Raw genomic sequence first — 14,365 nt, 5'->3', positions numbered from 1 at the left:
CGTTTCCGAAGAACTAGTGATTGTCGCGCGGTACCGGCGAGCCGGATTTGCCGACCAGGAAGTCCAGGTCGGCGCCACGGTCGGCCTGCAGCACATGATCGATGTAGAGTTTTGCATAACCGCGATCGGCATGGGGCGCCGGCGGCGTCCAGGCCGCACGGCGGGCGCGCAACGTCGCCTCGTCGACGTGCAGATGCAGCTGCCGCGCGACAACGTCGAGCATGATCAGATCGCCGTTCTCAACCAGCGCCAGCGGGCCGCCAGCAGAGGCCTCCGGCGCGACATGCAGCACCACCGTGCCGTAGGCGGTGCCGGACATGCGCGCATCGGAGATCCGGACCATGTCGCGTACGCCCTGGCGCAGCAGCTTGCGCGGCAGCGGCATGTTGCCGACCTCTGCCATGCCGGGATAACCCTTCGGTCCGCAATGCTTGAGCACCATGATACAGCTCGCATCGATGTCGAGATCGTCATCGTCGATCCGGTGGTGCAGGTCCTCGATCGATTCAAACACAACGGCGCGACCGGTGTGCTTCATCAGCTCGGGCGACGCCGCCGACGGCTTGATCACGGCACCGTCGGGCGCGAGGTTGCCGCGCAGGATGGCGATGCCGGCATCGGGCTTGAACGGCGCCTCGAACGGAGTGATCACCTCGCGGTTCCAGCAGGGCGCGTCCTTCACATTGTCCCAGATCGTCGTCCCGTTCACCGTCGGCGCGTCCTTGTGCAGGATCCCCTTCTCGCCGAGCGCGCGCAGCACCGCCGGCAAGCCGCCGGCGTAGTAGAAGTCTTCCATCAGGAAGCGTCCCGACGGCATCAAATCGACGAGGCAATGCACGTCACGTCCGAGGTGGTCGAAATCGTCCAGCGTGAGTTCGACGCCGATGCGGCCCGCGATGGCGAGCAGATGCACCACCGCATTGGTCGACCCGCCGATCGCAGCCAGCGTGCGGATGGCGTTCTCGAACGCCGGCCGCATCAGGATCTTCGACAGCACCAGGTCTTCCTCGACCATGCTGACGATGCGCCGCCCTGCCATACGCGCGAGGTTGTTGCGGCGTGCGTCGACCGCGGGGATCGCGGCATTGCCCGGCAGGCCGACACCGAGCGCCTCCACCATCGAGGCCATGCTGGAGGCGGTGCCCATGGTCATGCAGTGGCCGCTGGAGCGGTTCATCGCGCTCTCGGCCTCATGAAACTCCTCGAGCGTGATCTCGCCGGCGCGCAACTGCTCGCTCATGGAGATGATGTTGGTGCCGGAGCCGATGGCGCGGCCCTGGTACATGCCGCGCAGTTGCGGGCCACCCGACACGCCGATGGTCGGCAGGTCGGCGCTGGCCGCCCCCATCAGCAGTGCCGGCGTGGTCTTGTCACAGCCCATCAGCAGCACCACACCGTCCAGTGGATGCGCGCGGATGCCCTCTTCCACATCCATTGAGGCGAGGTTGCGGAACAGCATCGCGGTCGGCCGCATCGTCACTTCGCCGAGCGAGGAGACGGGAAACTCGAGCGGAAAGCCGCCAGCATCGAGTACGCCGAGGCGGACATGCTCCGCGATGGTCCGGAAATGCGCGTTGCAGGGATTGAGCTCGGACCAGGTGTTGCAGATGCCGATCACCGGGCGGCCGTCGAACTGATCCTGCGGCGCACCGCTGTTCTTCAGGAACGAGCGATAGTAGAAGCCCATCTTGTCTTGCCGGCCGAACCAGGCCTGGCTGCGGCGGGTGGTTTTCGAGGTCATCATCGTCTCCAGCGAAGCAGCAGCGATCAGGCGGCGATGCCGTTGCGCCGTTCAAGCTCGACGATCAGGCCGCTGTGATCGAGATCGCCGGCATTGGCCAACAGGCCGCGAAACAGATCGGCCGTCAGCGCGGTAAAGGGGACCGCCGCGATATCGAGGCGACTCGCCGCATCGAGCGCATTGTCGAGGTCCTTCAGATGCGTCACCGACCGGCCCTTGGTGACGAAATCACGCTCGATCATGCGTTGCGCGTGCAGGTCGAGAATACGGCTTTCCGCAAAGCCGCCGCGCAAGGCTTCGCGCACCTTGGCCGGATCGGCGCCCCCCTGCTGCGCCAGCATCAGGGCTTCGGCGACAGCGCCGATGGTGACGCCGACGATCACCTGGTTGGCGAGCTTGGCGAACTGGCCGGCGCCGGCGGGCCCGACATGGACCGGGCGGCCCATCGCACGCAGCACGAATTCAGCCTTTGCAAAGGCGCCCGCGTCGCCGCCGGCCATGATCGCGAGCGTCCCCTGCTCGGCGCCGATCGTGCCGCCCGACACCGGCGCATCGAGATGCGCAACGCCCCGTTCGGCGAGCTTGAGCGCATGCTCCTTGGCTTCCGCCGGCTTGATCGAACTCATATCGATCACGACCGATCCCGGCTTGAGTGCCTGCATGACGCCTTGCTCGAACAGCACGCCCGCCACGACCAGACCGTTCTCCAGCATAATCACGACGATATCGGCCTCGCGCACCGCATCTGCCGCCGACGCCGCGACGCGCGCGCCATGCGGGATCAGTGCCTCGGCTTTCGCGATCGACCGATTCCAGGCCGTAACGGCAAAGCCGGCTTTCAGGAGGTTGCGCGCCTGCGGCCCGCCCATCAGCCCGATGCCGAGAAAGGCGACCGCCGGTTTGGCTTCACTCATGGCTCGATGTCCTCTGGGACGATGTAACGGAGTCGAACTGCGGCGGACGCCGCTGTTCCGCGTCAGGCAGCGACCGCCGCGCGCCGGCGCTGTGCGCCCATGCGCGCCGCGAGCAACAGCGCGGCACGGCTCGCGCCGGGGTCGGCGAGACCCTTGCCGGCGATGTCGTAGGCCGAGCCATGCGCCGGCGTGAGCAGCGGAAACGGGAAGCCTCCGAGCAGCGTGACGCCCTGATCGAAGCCGATCAGCTTCATCGCGATCTGGCCCTGGTCGTGGTACATGGTCAGGACGGCGTCGAACTCACCCTTGCGGGCCCGCACAAAGACCGTGTCGGGCGGCAGCGGTCCGTGGCAGTTGATGCCTTCGCTGCGCGCGACGGCGAGGATCGGTTCGATCACGTCGATCTCCTCGCGACCGAAATTGCCGCCATCCCCCGCATGCGGGTTGAGACCGGCGACTGCAATTCGAGGCGCTGCGAATCCACCGTCCTTCATCGCCTCGTTGGTCAGGCGCAATCCACGCAGAATGCCCTCGCCGGTGATCAGGGACGCAACCCCGGAGATCGGGACGTGGGACGTGACGCGGGCATTCCACAGCTGCGGAAGGATGTTGAATTCGCTGGCAACGCCCTTGAAGTCCAGCATCTCGGTGACGAACACGATCTCGTCTTCGTAGCCCGGATGCACCAGCCGCATCGCCGCCTTGTTGAAGGGAGTGAAGGTGACGACGTCAACGCGCCCCGCGCTCGCCAGCTTCAGCGCGCTTTTGAAGTTCTGGAGCGCGAAGCTTCCGCCGGCCATCGAGATCTGACCGACCGGAACTTTCTTTGGATCGAGATGGCCGAGGTCGAGCAGCACCGGCCGCTCGTGTACCGCGGGAATGCTGTCCTCGCTAATGGCATGGACGAGATCGGGGGTCACGCCGGCGACACGCGCGCCCTCGTCCAGCACGCGACGATCGCCGATGACGAGGAGCTGCGCCGCGGAGGTGACCTCGCGATCTGCGAGCAACCGCGCGGTCAGCTCCGGGGCGATGCCGGCCGGGTCGCCCATCGCAAGCGCGATACGGGGGCGAAGTGGGCTCGGTGCAGTGGCGACGTCCATTTGAGTCCTCACATTCGAAAGCATGTCCCGACGTGTAGCCAGACGCAGGCCGTCCGTCAAGTATGCTACATGCAGTATACAGTTTGACGAGGCGGAGTCTGGGGCGTGAAGGGCTTGTTCAAGCCAGGTTTCGCGAATCCCGCGCCGCCGGAAGGACGCCCCGGACGAAATCCGGGGCGCCCTCCTGTCCTACTTCACACCCCAGATCGTCTTGTAGTGATCGCGATAGCCGTTGTCGGGATCGAAGACGTTCTTTGGGCCGCCGTCGTAGGCGATGTTGCTCGCCGTCACCAGATGGATCCCGGAGACGAACCCCGACCATGGCTGCTTGTTGAACGCGCGATTGAGCTCATCGACCAGTTGCCAGCCCTGCTCGTTGAGCGGCTCGGGCACGGTGCCGGCCTGATACTGCTTGGCGCGGATGCGCTGGAATGCCGATTCCGAACCGTCACCCGCAGAGATCGCCTTGGGCGCGCCGTCGCCCTTCATGCCTGCACCCGCGAGCGAGGGTCCCATGAAATCGAAATACAGATCGTTGATGGCGAGCGAGTGGGTCCATTTCGCGCCGTACTTCTGCAGCAGCGTCGTCGTCAGCTGCGGCATGCGCTGCGAACTTTCGGCGATCGGGGAATCGACGAATTCGAGCACGGTGCAGCCGCCGCATTTCTTGATGGCCGCCTCCATGGCCCGCGCCTTGAACACGGCGATCTCATACTGCGTGTCGGTGAAGATGATGACGCCGGCCTTGCCGCCGGAATCGGCAATCGCCTGGTACGCCGCGGTCTCCGACACGTCCTGCGGCGACGTCGTCACGTTGGCGTAGATGCCGGCTTCCGGCTCCGGCCCCGGCTTGGTACCGGAATGCCAACCGACGACGATGGCGCCGGCTTTCGCCGCCGCGTCGAATGCGACCTGTTGCTCCTTGGTGTCGAAGCCGCCGACGACAATGCCGTCGGGCTTGAGCGTCAGCGCCTGGTTCATCGCGGCGGTACGTGCGGACACCGTTCCCTGCCCGTCGATGACGGTGACTTTCCAGCCCGCCGCCTTCGCCGCTTCCTTGACGCCCTCCGAGGCGCCGAGAATGCCGCCATTTTTGAGATCGCCGGCGACGAACACGATGGTCTTGCCCGGCGCAGCCTTCGGACCCGTCGTCGGCCCGTCCCACTTGTCGGCGCGGCCCGTCGCCGCCGCGGCCTTCTTCGTCGCCATGTCCACGTAGTCATCGGCACGGACTGCCGTCGCCGTGATGGCGAGCACGCAGACGCTCGCCAGCAATATCGTCTTCGTCATGTTTCATTCTCCCCTGGTTGTTGTAGTGGAACGTGTCGAAGGGTCTTGCACTGGCACGCGCGCGGACCCGGCACCACGCCGCCGCTGCGCGTAGCCGGCAATGCCGATAGCGACCAGCAAGGTGACGCCGTTGAACAGTGGTTCGACGAAGAACGACGCGCCGAACTGCTGGATACCCGAGATGCCGATAGCGAGGATCGCGACGCCGACGATGGTGCCCCAGACGTTGACGCGGCCAGGCTTGATCGTCGTCGATCCAAGGAACGCGCCGACCAGCGCCGGCAGCAGGTATTCGAGGCCAACGCTCGCCTGGCCGATGCGCAGCCGCGATGCCAGCAGCACGCCGGCGAACGCGGTGAGCAGGCCCGAGGACACGAACGCAACGACGGTGAAACGGCGCACCGGAATGCCGTTGAGCGCAGCCGCCTTCGGATTGGCGCCGATGGCATAGAAGTAGCGGCCGATCGGCAGGTACTCGAGCACAATCCAGAGCGTCAGCGAAAGACCGAGCACGTAGTAGCCCGTGACCGGCAGATCGAGAAAAAACGATCCGGCGAGGGCATAGAAGCCGTCGGCCGCGACCCCGACCACCTGCCGTCCCTGCGAGTGCCACATCGCGCCGGCATAGAGAATGGTGCCGGTACCAAGCGTCGCGATGAACGAATCGATCTGGGCGATCTCGACCAACACGCCGTTGAGAAAGCCGACGCAGGCACCGAGCAGCAGCACGGTCAGCACGGCGAGCGGCCACGGAAAGCCGAACTGGGTCTGCAGCGAGATGGCGAGGATGTGCCACAGCACGATGCCGTAACCGACGGTGAGGTCGATCTTGCCGGTGACCATCGGGATCATCACCGCGAGCGACAGGATGGCAATGATCGCCTTGTCGCCGATGATCGAGCGCAGATTGATCATCGTCGGAAAGGTCGCGGGCAGCAGGATCGAGAACAGGATCGCAAGCAGCACCGCCAGGATGACGAGGCCGTAGACCGGCGCGAGGCGCTTGACTTGCTCGAGCCGGGTGGCCTTCGCCAGTTCGAAACGGGTCGGCTCCAGCGCCGTGGATTTGATTGATGACGCCACTTCCTTCTCCCTCAAGCTGCGTGCGCGGAAACCGAGGCGGCGTGAATCAGCCGCTCGATGGTGATGTCGCCGTCCGCAAGCTCGGCAACGATCTGGCCGCGCGAGAACACCAGGGCGCGGTGGCAAAGCCGCGCGACCTCCTCGAAATCGGTGGAGACGACGACGACGCACAGCCCGGTCGCGAGCGCCTCGTCGAGCAGCCGGTAGATCTCGGCCTTCGCCCCGACATCGACGCCGGCGGTCGGATCCTCGGCGATCAGCACCTTGCCGCCGATGGTGAGCCAGCGCCCCACCACGACTTTCTGCTGGTTGCCGCCCGACAGCGCTTCGATGGCGAGATCCGGCGCATTCGGCCGCAGGCCGACGCGCACGCCAATCTCATAGGCGTTGCGCGCTTCCTGGCGCGGCGTCAGCAGCGACGACAGCTTCCGGCCCATCGCCAGCGGATTGAGGAAGGTGTTCTCGCGGATCGAGAGCCCGGCCGCGGTCGACTCGTCGACACGGTCGCGGGCGATCAGGCCGATGCCGGCGCGCATCGCATCCGCGGGCTCGTTCAGCGCCAACGGCTCGCCGTCGAGCAGAATGTCACCGTGATGCGCCATGGCGCCGAACAACGCGCGGCCGATCCGCTCGTGACCGGCGCCGCGCAAGCCGACGAGACCGACGATTTCCGAGGTGGCGATGGTGAAATCGACGGGACCTGCGCCCTCGACCGCGAGGCCACGCGCCGCAAGGCGCGTCACGCGCTCGCCGGAGCGCGGCGATCCCTGGAAACGCTCGAGGGTCTTGCCGACGATCAGCGAGACCAGTTCCTCCGGGGTCGTCTCCGCAACGTTGCGCTCGCCGACCAGCGACCCATCGCGCAGCACCGCGATGCGGTCGGCGATCTCGAACACCTCGTCGAGGCGGTGCGAGACGTAGATCATGCCGACGCCGCGCGCCTTCAGCGGGCGCAACGCCGCGAACAGCCGATGCACCTCGTCGGCCGGCAACGATGCCGACGGCTCGTCCAGCACCAACACGTCGGATTTCACGGCAAGGGCGCGCGCGATCGCCACCAGCGATTTCTCCGTGCGCGTCAGGTCACGCACGCGCATGGTCGGGTCGAGCGGGCAATCCACCTGCGCCAGCGCTTCGGCGGTCGCCCGCTCGGCGGCACGCCAGTCGATGCAACCACGGCGCCGGGGATAGCCGAGCGCAAGCGAGATGTTCTCGGCGATGGTCATCCAATCGATCAGACCGAGGTCCTGATGGATGAACGCAACCGGCTGGCGCTCGCCGAATTTCGGCGGCCGATGGCGATAGGGCGCGCCGCGATAGTGGATGGCCCCTTCAGTCGGCTCGACGATGCCGGCCAGTGTCTTGATGAGGGTGGATTTGCCGGCGCCGTTCTCGCCGAGCAGCGCCAGGATCTCGCCCGGGCGGAGATCGAGCGTCACGCCGCGCAGCGCGAGCGTGCCGCCGAACCGCTTGACGATGCCATCGAAGCGTATGAGCGCGGTGTCCGCGCCGCTCCCGCGGCCTGACATACCTATCCTCCCCACAGTTTATACTGTATGCAGTACTTTCTATGTAGAATAAGCATAAGATGACAGGTGTGGCAATACGTCTGATGACAAATCCATGTCCCACCCCCTGAGCACAGTATATAGTGGACTAAATGCGTGTTTCCCTTGAGGTTTTCTGCATCCCGGGGTCTAACGCGGGATCGCTGAATCAAATCCATCGAGTTTAGCCATGGCCCAACAGACCACTGATCACGTGGAGCCGATTCACAAGCGCACGCTCCACGGCGAAGTGCTTCCTCGCTTGCGCGACATGATCATCGAAGGTGTGCTGGAGGCCGGCACGCGGATCAACGAGACCGAGCTTGGCGCGCGTCTCGGCGTCTCGCGCACGCCGCTGCGCGAAGCAATCAAGACGCTCGCCGGCGAAGGACTGATCGAGTTGGTCACGAGCAAGGGCGCGGTGGTCCGGCGCTTCACCCGCACCGACGTCGCGAACATGCTGGAGACCATCAAGCTGTTCGAGATGTCCGCCGCCAGGGCCGCGTGCACGAATGCGACCGATGCGGAGATCAAGGCGCTCGTGAAGGTGCACAAGACCATGGTGCAGGAGTACAGGAAGCGCGATCGTCTCAGCTACTACAAGCTCAATCAGGAGATTCATTCCGAGCTGGTGCGGCTTGGTGGCAATCCGGTCATTGCCGATCTGCACGGGCTGATCCAGGCGAGATTGAAGCGCATCCGCTATCTCGGCAATCAGGAGCCCACGAAATGGGCCGGCGCCGTTGCCGAACATGAGGAGATGATCAAGGCGCTCACGGAACGTGACGGGAATGCGCTTGCCGAGGTGATGGGCCGCCACATGGATCAGACGCTGTTGCGGGTCAAAGACACGCTGTAGGATGGCGGCTCGCCCACCGCCCTTCACCCGCGCCGCGCGTCAGCATCGGACCAGTACCGACAGATCCGGCTCGCGCCCGGTGGCAAAGCGGCCGATCTCCGTGAAGTTGACGAGATCGACGCGAACGAGTTGATCGTTTTCCAGCGATACGTAGGCTTCGCGCCGCTCGGGATGGAGCGAGGCCGCGGTGGCCCGGCCGCCAAGGCGCAAATAGCCGATCTCGCGCAACGTCGCCCGTTCCAGGATCGAAATGCTCTCGTCAATATAGCTCGCCAGCAGCAGCCGCTCGGCACCGTTGCGATAGATTCGGGTGCCCTCCCCGCGGATCGAGGTTTTCCGCACGATCTTGCACGTTGCGGTGTCGATCTCGACGAGCGAGCCATCGCCGCGGTTGAGCACATAGAGGCGTTTCTCGTCCGCGGACAGGCACAATCCTTCGGGCCTCAGGCCGGGCTCGATCGCCACCGGCACAGTCTCCGCGCTGAACGGCGCCACCTTTGTGATCGAATGCGACAGCAGGTTGGAGCAGAACGCCGTCTCGCCGTCGCGCGTGACAGCGACCAGATGACCCTTCACGCCGCCGGTTCGAACGGCGCGGTCCGGCCGCGCATCGGTTTGTGGATTTTCCACCACGCACAGCATGTCGTCGGCTTCGGCCAGCACGAACAGGCGGCCGCGGGCGTCGCATTGCAGGCCGTGCAGCCGGCGAAACGGACGCAAGTCGATGGTATGTGCCAGCCGCCGCTCGCGTAGGTCGATCACGAACACCTCAGAGCCTCCGCGGCGCGGATCCGCGGAGTTCCAAGCGCCGTAATGACCGATGAAGCCAGTGCGGCCATCGGGACTGAGCGCGATCTCATGCGGGAATTCAGGCAGGTCGATCGTGTCGACCAGCCGACCTTCCGCGAGATCATAAAACGCCAGCCGATGCGCGCTCTTTTCGACGATTGCGAGGGTTTCGGACATCACACTGCTCCGCGCACCTTCAGATAGATGGCGTACAGCGAGGTCTGACCACAGATGTAGAGCCGATTGCGCTTTGGCCCGCCGAAGCAAACGTTGGCGACGATCTCGCCGACCGGGATCGTGCCCAGATGGGTACCATCCGGCGCATAGCAGAACACATTGGTCCCAGCGGACGTCCAGACATTGCCCGCACTATCGACGCGGAAGCCGTCGAAGAAGCCCTCAGGACAGGTCGCAAACAGGCGCGGCGGCCCGAGGCTGCGTCCTTCGCCATCCACGGAATAGGCATGGATCGTGACCGGCAGCCCGGGCACGTGAGAAGCGCCGGTGTCGACGACAAAGAGTTGTCGCTCGTCCGGCGCGAAAGCCAGGCCGTTCGGCCGCACCCGATCGCGGATGACCGCATCCACCGCTCCGCTTCGCGGGTCGATACGGTAGACGAAGCAGCCCTCCTGCTCCGCCTCCGCCGCCTCGCCTTCATAGTCGCTCTCGATCCCGTAGCTCGGATCGGTGAACCAGATCGATCCGTCGGACTTCACGACCACATCGTTGGGAGAGTTGAGCCGCCTGTCCTGCCATTGGTCGGCGAGCACCGTGATGGAGCCATCGTGCTCGGTGCGCGTCACGCGTCGCGTCAGATGCTCGCAGGTGACGAGCCGCCCTTCCCGATCCGTCGTGTTGCCATTGGAATTGTTGGAGGGCTGCCGGAAAGCGGAGACCGAGCCATCCGTCTCGTCGAAACGCATCATCCGGTTGTTCGGGATATCGGACCAGACGAGGTAACGGCCCGCCGGGAAGTAGGCGGGGCCTTCCGCCCAGCGGCAGCCCGTCCACAGTTTCTCTAGCTTCGCATGGCCGATCACGAGCGCATTGAAGCGCGGATCATGGGAGATGAAATCGAGCATCAACCTTGATTCTCCGGTGGATTGGTGAGCGGCAAGCGTCGCACGCTCCAGCCGATCGGCCGAGCGAGGTTGCCGGGATGGTCGAGATCCGGCCCCCAGATCGCCTGATAGGTGTCTATGGCGCGCCCCTGTCTCTGCAGGATCACAAACATCGTCCCCAACAATGCCCACCAGCCAAGGATCACCAACCACATCCATCGCGGCGCATTCGCCAGCCAGAGACCGGACAGGATGGCGGCGCAGGCCAGCAAGAGAGCGATGTAGCCGAGGCTCTTGTGAAGATACTCGAAAATTCGCCGACGCGATGTCATGTCATAGTGATCACCGCGGAGAATTGCGGCCGTCGGCCCGCCCTTCGAGCCCCGCAGCCAGCCGGCGGCGAATTGAACAGCCCCCAAAGCCAGCACAAGGTAGCCAAGCAACGCGTGCGGATGGGCGATGCCGTGCCAACCATGACCGACCATCAAGGTGCTCAATCCGGCCAGCATCAATATTCCGCCGGAGTATTGCAGCCAGAGATGCGCATGCCACCAGAGTCGATTGTCGGTTTCTCGCGGCCAGTCCTGCCATGGCAGGACCTTGAAGAAGCGCGCCACGAGAACGCCGAGCGGCAGGAGAAGGCCCCACGCCGCGACCATGAACCGGCCATGCCAGGCGAGCGCGCCATCGACGAGATGTGCCCGGCCGGCGTCGATGGGAGCCAGCAGCCATTCGACCATGGCCCTAACCCTTCACCGCTCCGGCGGTCATGCCCGTAATGATCTGTCGCGACGCCATGAAGGTAAAGACGAGCGGAGGAATCGCGATCAACGCCCCGACCGCCATGATCTGTCCCCACTCGATATTGTGCTCATTGATGAAGAGCGACACCTTGACGGGCATCGTCCGGGTAAAGCGATTGGTCAGCACCAGGCCCAGGATGAATTCATTCCAGGCAATCCGGAATGTGAAGATCGCAGCCGCAGCAAGGCCCGGCTTGATCAGCGGCAGCACCACCATGAAGAAGATCTGATACGGATTGGCGCCGTCCATCCTCGCCGCCTCTTCGAGCTGTCGCGGCACCTGGACGAGAAAGCTCTGCAAGATCCAGATCACGAATGGAAGATTGAGACCGGTATAAACCAGGATCACGCCGGTGAGCGTGTTGTTCAGGCCGTACTGATAGGTCCAGATGGTGAAGACCGGCACCGTCAGAACAGCCGGCGGCACCATGCGCATCAGCAAGGTCGCCGTCGATGCGACGTCGCGGCCAAGAAAGCGAAACCGCACGATGGCGTACGCTGCCGTGCAACCGAAACCGAGCGTCAGGATCGTCGAGACGCAGGCGACGATCAGCGAGTTCGTCAGGTATCTGACGTTCTGGCCGTCCGACAGGACCGCATCATAATTCTGCAAGGTCGGCATGAAGAAGAACGAAGCCCCCTCGCCAAAGATCTGGGTCTTGAGCTTCAGCGAGGTCGTCAGCATCACCAGGATCGGACCGAGCGCGACCAGTGCCAATACGAACACGATCGCGTAGCTGGCCGGCGTCGCACGGCGGATCGAGGACGAAGTCATGGACATGTTTCCCGTTAATCCTTCATCGGCGAGCCGCCGCCAGCTTCTCGCGACGCTGTCGTACAGCGGTGAGCGCAGCGAAGATCACGGTCAACGCCAGCACGATCAGAAGCAGCATGTTCGACAGCGCTGCAGCCTGGCCGAGTTGCTGGCTGACGAAAGCGGTCTTGTAGATGTGAAGCGACATGATCTCGGTCGACAGGCCTGGACCACCTTCGGTCAGAATGTAGATCACCTCCAGCACCTTGAAGGCGTCGATGAGGCGCAGCAGAGCGGCCACGGCAATCACCGGCATCATCAGCGGCACCTTGATATGCCAGACCATCTGCCAATGGGTCGCGCCGTCGATCCGTGCCGCTTCGAGGGCGGACGCCGGCAGCGACTGCAGAGCGGCTAGCGATAGGATGAAGATGAAGGGAGTCCATTGCCAGACGTCGGCGATGATCACGGAGATCAGGGCAAGCTTCGGGGAGGACAGCCACGGCACCGGCGCGAACCCGAGCGCCTTCAGCAGGTGCGCGAATGTCCCGAACTGCTCGTTGTACATGTAACGCCAGACCAGTCCGACGACGATCGGCGCCACCATCATCGGCAGGATGAAGATCGTCCGGAACAGCGACACGAAGCGGAGCTCGCGGTCCAGCAGGATGGCGAGCATCACGCCCAGGAGGACCTCCACGACCACGACGGCAAAGGCGAAGGTCAACGTCACCGCCGCCGACGCCCAGAAATTCGGATCGTGCAGCAACCACTCGTAATTGGCGAGGCCAACGAAACGCGATTGGCCGAGCGGCGTCCCGAGCGACCAGTCACGAAACGAGAGCCATACGGACTGGAGCATTGGATAGGCAAGCGCCAGCGTTGTGATGATTGCGGCCGGTGCGATGAAGACGTAAGGGGCGGCGCGATTGAGCGCCTTTCGGAGCGGCAGATATTTGGCCGTTCCGCGCAATGGCGTTGGAACGGCCGCCCCCGCGGTTGCGCCGGCCGGCATCAACTTCCCTTCGAAGCCGTCAGACAATTGCATCACCTGGATCCGTTTGACGCGTAGTAGCCGCCGCGCTCCATGATGGCCTTCACCCGCGGCACGATGTCGTCGAGCGCGGCCTGAGGCGATTTCTGGCCGGTGACGATGTCGCCGAGCGCCACCCCGATCACCGAGCCGGCGAGCTCATTCCATTCGTTGATGATGGGCCGCCAGTCGGGATCGGCGTAGAGAAGCGCCTCTGCGAAGACTTTGTATTGCGGATAGCGCGCCTGAAGATCAGCGTCGCGGTAGGTCGACATGCGCGAGGGCGAGCCGCCTGCCGCGGCAATCGCCTGGTCGGCTTTCTTCGACGTCAGCCATTGCATCAGCAGAAACGCAGCTTCCTTGTTGGCCGCGTTCTTCGGGATCGCGATCCCGAAGCCGCCGGATTGCGACGAGCGGCGGACCCCATAGGGGTGGACCGCCCAACCGACCTTGCCCGCGATCTTCGACTTCGCGGGGTCATCAGCCTCGCCCGCGACCGCGATCGAATCGAGAAACATCGCCGAGCGCCCCTGAAGAAAGGCGTTCTTCATGTCATCGAAACCGAACGAAGCGCCGCCCTCGGGGCCGGTGTCGATGATCTTTTTCAGGAGTGTGGCCGCCTGAACGCCGCGCGGGTTGTTGAAGGTGGGCTGCCAGTTGCTATCGAAGAAGCGGCTGCCCAGCGGATTGAGGTGAAGCGCGTAGGCATGGGTCACCATGGCCCCGGTTTGGCCTCGGGATGACAAGGCCCCCATGCCCTTTTCGAGCTCGGGAATCTTCGTCAGCAGTGTCTCCAGCTCGCTATAGTTCTCGGGCACCTTGAGCCCGTGCTTCTCGAAGATGTCCTTGCGATAACCGAGCACGGAGGTCTCGGCTCCGAAGGGAACGCCATAGAGCTTGGCACCGGGGCCGGCGAGATAGCCCTTCGGACCACCGACGAGCCCGATATTCTCGACATAGCCGGGTATCAAATCCGAGAAGTCGTAGTCCGGAAGCGCGAGGCCTTCTTTCTGGAACAGAGGTCCGAGTTCCTCGATGAGCCCCTTGTTGGCGTACTCCGACTTCCAGAACACGACATAGGCGATCAGATCGTAGTCACCGCCGCCGGGCTTCGACATCTCCAGCAGTTGCTTGTCATGCATCCGCATGTACTGCAACTCGTCGAGCTCGACCTTGATGCCGGTTTCGGCCGTGAATTGCGGAAGCACCTTCTTCACGGCATCATAATGCGGATGCGCCGGGAAGTTGACGACGAGGGTCGTTCCCTTGAAGCGCGTATAGGGATTGGCTCGGCTTGCCGATGGCCACAGCGCCGTGGACAGGGCTGCCGCCGTCATTCCCTTCAGTCCGTCGCGTCGCGTGATCATGATTGCTCCCTCGTAAATCTA

The 14,365-nt window shown here is 64.2% G+C and carries 13 protein-coding genes; 1 reads left to right on the top strand and 12 read right to left on the bottom strand.

The genetic code is table 11. The features are described from left to right. Positions 1–13: 13 nt before the first annotated feature. The 6 genes from JQ604_RS03480 to JQ604_RS03455 all read right to left on the bottom strand — a co-directional run bounded on the left by JQ604_RS03480 (position 14) and on the right by JQ604_RS03455 (position 7,660). Positions 14–1,741, bottom strand: coding sequence for an IlvD/Edd family dehydratase (locus JQ604_RS03480; RefSeq protein WP_433996221.1), 1,728 nt, complete (start codon positions 1,739–1,741; stop codon positions 14–16). A 26-nt stretch (positions 1,742–1,767) separates the two neighbouring features. Next, positions 1,768–2,655, bottom strand: coding sequence for an NAD(P)-dependent oxidoreductase (locus JQ604_RS03475; protein ID WP_212353020.1), 888 nt, complete (start codon positions 2,653–2,655; stop codon positions 1,768–1,770). A 62-nt stretch (positions 2,656–2,717) separates the two neighbouring features. Further along, on the bottom strand, positions 2,718–3,758 hold the full coding sequence (locus JQ604_RS03470; protein ID WP_212353017.1) for a 4-hydroxythreonine-4-phosphate dehydrogenase PdxA: 1,041 nt from the start codon (positions 3,756–3,758) through the stop codon (positions 2,718–2,720). Between the two features lie 189 nt (positions 3,759–3,947). Continuing rightward, entirely contained in the window at positions 3,948–5,048 is a 1,101-nt protein-coding gene (locus JQ604_RS03465) for an ABC transporter substrate-binding protein (RefSeq protein ID WP_212353014.1), read from the bottom strand. A gap of 3 nt (positions 5,049–5,051) precedes the next feature. Continuing rightward, on the bottom strand, positions 5,052–6,131 hold the full coding sequence (locus JQ604_RS03460) for an ABC transporter permease (protein WP_212353011.1): 1,080 nt from the start codon (positions 6,129–6,131) through the stop codon (positions 5,052–5,054). A gap of 11 nt (positions 6,132–6,142) precedes the next feature. After that, entirely contained in the window at positions 6,143–7,660 is a 1,518-nt protein-coding gene (locus JQ604_RS03455) for a sugar ABC transporter ATP-binding protein (protein WP_212353007.1), read from the bottom strand. A gap of 208 nt (positions 7,661–7,868) precedes the next feature. Between JQ604_RS03455 and JQ604_RS03450 the strand changes: the two genes are divergently transcribed. Further along, the gene (locus JQ604_RS03450) at positions 7,869–8,537 is read left to right on the top strand and encodes a GntR family transcriptional regulator (RefSeq protein WP_212353004.1); all 669 of its coding nucleotides are present in this window, start codon (positions 7,869–7,871) and stop codon (positions 8,535–8,537) included. 39 nt (positions 8,538–8,576) lie between these two features. On the opposite strand, the gene JQ604_RS03445 is transcribed toward JQ604_RS03450, so the two are convergent. Genes JQ604_RS03445 through JQ604_RS03420 form a run of 6 tightly spaced genes read right to left on the bottom strand, consistent with a single transcriptional unit; the run spans position 8,577 to position 14,344 of the window. Further along, on the bottom strand, positions 8,577–9,503 hold the full coding sequence (locus JQ604_RS03445; protein ID WP_212353001.1) for a YncE family protein: 927 nt from the start codon (positions 9,501–9,503) through the stop codon (positions 8,577–8,579). Beyond that, positions 9,503–10,408: an SMP-30/gluconolactonase/LRE family protein gene (locus tag JQ604_RS03440; RefSeq protein ID WP_212352999.1), complete on the bottom strand. Its 906-nt coding sequence runs from the start codon at positions 10,406–10,408 to the stop codon at positions 9,503–9,505. Before JQ604_RS03440 ends, JQ604_RS03445 begins: the two co-directional genes overlap by 1 nt. Beyond that, on the bottom strand, positions 10,408–11,127 hold the full coding sequence (locus JQ604_RS03435; RefSeq protein WP_212352997.1) for a cytochrome b561 domain-containing protein: 720 nt from the start codon (positions 11,125–11,127) through the stop codon (positions 10,408–10,410). Before JQ604_RS03435 ends, JQ604_RS03440 begins: the two co-directional genes overlap by 1 nt. Positions 11,128–11,131: 4 nt before the next feature. Next, positions 11,132–11,971: a carbohydrate ABC transporter permease gene (locus JQ604_RS03430; protein WP_249157979.1), complete on the bottom strand. Its 840-nt coding sequence runs from the start codon at positions 11,969–11,971 to the stop codon at positions 11,132–11,134. 16 nt (positions 11,972–11,987) lie between these two features. Then, positions 11,988–12,992, bottom strand: a complete 1,005-nt coding sequence (locus JQ604_RS03425; protein ID WP_249157978.1) for a carbohydrate ABC transporter permease — start codon at positions 12,990–12,992, stop codon at positions 11,988–11,990. Further along, positions 12,992–14,344: an extracellular solute-binding protein gene (locus JQ604_RS03420; protein WP_249157977.1), complete on the bottom strand. Its 1,353-nt coding sequence runs from the start codon at positions 14,342–14,344 to the stop codon at positions 12,992–12,994. The genes JQ604_RS03425 and JQ604_RS03420 overlap by 1 nt, the downstream gene beginning before the upstream one ends. Positions 14,345–14,365: the final 21 nt, after the last annotated feature.

The sequence above is a fragment of the Bradyrhizobium jicamae genome (assembly GCF_018130695.1).
GTDB classification, from domain to species: Bacteria; Pseudomonadota; Alphaproteobacteria; order Rhizobiales; family Xanthobacteraceae; genus Bradyrhizobium; species Bradyrhizobium jicamae_B.
The sequence above is the reverse complement of the archived record's forward strand: the minus strand, read 5'-3'. Positions and strand labels throughout refer to the sequence as shown.

Bases quoted from the DNA above. Each gene is read 5' to 3' on its own strand.
- JQ604_RS03480 (WP_433996221.1), bottom strand. From the start codon at position 1,741: ATGACCTCGAAAACCACCCGCCGCAGCCAGGCCTGGTTCGGCCGGCAA.
- JQ604_RS03475 (WP_212353020.1), bottom strand. From the start codon at position 2,655: ATGAGTGAAGCCAAACCGGCGGTCGCCTTTCTCGGCATCGGGCTGATG.
- JQ604_RS03470 (WP_212353017.1), bottom strand. From the start codon at position 3,758: ATGGACGTCGCCACTGCACCGAGCCCACTTCGCCCCCGTATCGCGCTT.
- JQ604_RS03465 (WP_212353014.1), bottom strand. From the start codon at position 5,048: ATGACGAAGACGATATTGCTGGCGAGCGTCTGCGTGCTCGCCATCACG.
- JQ604_RS03455 (WP_212353007.1), bottom strand. From the start codon at position 7,660: ATGTCAGGCCGCGGGAGCGGCGCGGACACCGCGCTCATACGCTTCGAT.
- JQ604_RS03450 (WP_212353004.1), top strand. From the start codon at position 7,869: ATGGCCCAACAGACCACTGATCACGTGGAGCCGATTCACAAGCGCACG.
- JQ604_RS03445 (WP_212353001.1), bottom strand. From the start codon at position 9,503: ATGTCCGAAACCCTCGCAATCGTCGAAAAGAGCGCGCATCGGCTGGCG.
- JQ604_RS03440 (WP_212352999.1), bottom strand. From the start codon at position 10,408: ATGCTCGATTTCATCTCCCATGATCCGCGCTTCAATGCGCTCGTGATC.
- JQ604_RS03435 (WP_212352997.1), bottom strand. From the start codon at position 11,127: ATGGTCGAATGGCTGCTGGCTCCCATCGACGCCGGCCGGGCACATCTC.
- JQ604_RS03430 (WP_249157979.1), bottom strand. From the start codon at position 11,971: ATGTCCATGACTTCGTCCTCGATCCGCCGTGCGACGCCGGCCAGCTAC.
- JQ604_RS03425 (WP_249157978.1), bottom strand. From the start codon at position 12,992: ATGCAATTGTCTGACGGCTTCGAAGGGAAGTTGATGCCGGCCGGCGCA.
- JQ604_RS03420 (WP_249157977.1), bottom strand. From the start codon at position 14,344: ATGATCACGCGACGCGACGGACTGAAGGGAATGACGGCGGCAGCCCTG.